Origin of the sequence: Kitasatospora sp. A2-31 (assembly GCF_022288725.1) — a bacterium.
Taxonomy (GTDB): domain Bacteria; phylum Actinomycetota; class Actinomycetes; order Streptomycetales; family Streptomycetaceae; genus Kitasatospora.
On the sequence record NZ_JAKNTA010000221.1, the window covers coordinates 1 to 1,250 of the forward strand.

2 pseudogenes are annotated in these 1,250 nt (G+C 77.8%); one reads left to right on the forward strand and one right to left on the reverse strand.

Annotated elements, in window-relative coordinates:
- Positions 1–932 (reverse strand): annotated as a pseudogene (locus MCM47_RS41040) (phosphopantetheine-binding protein); the annotation flags it as partial.
- Between MCM47_RS41040 and MCM47_RS44490 the strand changes: the two are divergent.
- Positions 930–1,250, forward strand: a pseudogene (locus MCM47_RS44490) (hypothetical protein); the annotation flags it as partial. The pseudogenes MCM47_RS41040 and MCM47_RS44490 sit on opposite strands and share 3 nt — an antisense overlap.

Below are 1,250 nucleotides of genomic sequence, written 5' to 3' on the forward strand. Positions count from 1 at the left end.
AGCTCCGCGGCCGGGCGGTCGGTGACGGTGAGCAGCGGGGCGGGCGGAGCGGCCAGCACCCGCTGGTACGGGACGCCGTCGTGCGCACCGAATACGGTGCGCAGGCTCTCGTGCCGCCCGACCACGTCGCCGAGGGCGCGTTCGAGGGCGGCGGCGTCGAGCGGGCCGGTCAGCCGCAGCGCGAGCGTGACGTTGTAGGTCGCGGCCGGCCCCTCGGCCTGGCCGAGGAACCAGAGCCGGCGCTGGGCGAAGGAGAGCGGCAGCCGCTCGGGCCGGGGCTCGGGGCGCAGTGCCGGGCGGGCCGGCCCGGTGGAGAGCCGGGCGGTGAGGGCGGCGACGGTCGGGGCCTGGAAGAGGTCGGCGATGGCCAGCTCGGCGCCGAGTTCGGCGCGGGCCCGGCCGACCAGCCGGGTGGCGAGCAGGGAGTGGCCGCCCAGCTCGAAGAAGTCGTCGTCGATGGTGATGCCCTCGATGCCGAGGATCTCGCCGAACAGCTCGCACAGGGCGCGCTCGCGCTCGTCGCGCGGGGGGCGGCCGGTCGAGTCTCCGCCGAGGTCGGGGGCGGGCAGGGCCCGGCGGTCGACCTTGCCGTTGGCGTTCAGCGGCAGCGCCGGCAGCACCACCACGGCGGCGGGGACCATGTAGCCGGGGAGTGTCCGGGCGGCGAACTGCCGCAGCTCGGCGGCGAGTCCGGGGTCGTCGTCCGCGGCCGCGCAGTAGCCGACCAACCGGGTGTCGCCGGGCCGGTCCTCGCGGGCGACGACGATGACCTGGCGGACTGCGGGGTGGCCGGAGAGCGCGGCCTCGATCTCGCCGAGCTCGATCCGGAAGCCGCGCACCTTCACCTGGCCGTCGATCCGGCCGAGGAACTCGATCGCGCCGTCCGCGCGGCGGCGCACCAGGTCGCCGGTGCGGTACATCCTCCCTCCTTGCCCGCCACCGGGCAGGAGGGGCCCACCTCCTTGCCCGCCACCGGGCAGGAGGGGCCCACCTCCTTGCCCGCCACCGGGCAGGAGGGGCCCGCCTCCTTGCCCGCCACCGGGCAGGAGGGGCCCACCTCCTTGCCCGCCACCGGGCAGGAGGGGCCCACCTCCTTGCCCGCCACCGGGCAGGAGGGGCCCACCTCCCGGCGCGTAGGGGTCGGCGACGAAGCGCTCGGCGGTCAGCCCGGGCCGGCGCCAGTAGCCGCGGGCCAGGCCCGCCCCGGCGACGTACAGCTCGCCGGGCACGCCGGGCGGCACCGGCCGCAG